The organism is Paraburkholderia sp. SIMBA_030 (assembly GCF_046535245.1).
Taxonomy (GTDB): Bacteria; Pseudomonadota; Gammaproteobacteria; order Burkholderiales; family Burkholderiaceae; genus Paraburkholderia.
In genome coordinates, this window is record NZ_JAWRXB010001119.1 from 1 (window position 1) to 253 (window position 253).

Annotated in this window: 1 protein-coding gene; it reads left to right on the forward strand. The window is 35.2% G+C overall.

Annotated elements, in window-relative coordinates; all coding sequences use genetic code 11:
* A partial coding sequence (locus SB772_RS43495) for a hypothetical protein (RefSeq protein WP_410838963.1) occupies nucleotides 1–253 on the forward strand: 253 nt, incomplete at both ends.

Below are 253 nucleotides of genomic sequence, written 5' to 3' on the forward strand. Positions count from 1 at the left end.
CTACGAAAACAAAAATCATATCAGCTATGAAGAGGATAAGAAAAACAGATACGGGGCACCACCAGCTAACGAGCAGACTTTTCAAAAATGGCATAACGCTTACGAAAAAAAATACGCCGGATTTACAAAATACTTTGGTAATTCATTCAGCTATATTCAGATCCAGACTCACAAAAAAGAGTCTTTTGCACTTGCAGAAAAGAGGTTTGGATATTGGCTGTTAGAAATTAAAAATAACAATCCAAAAGCCTAT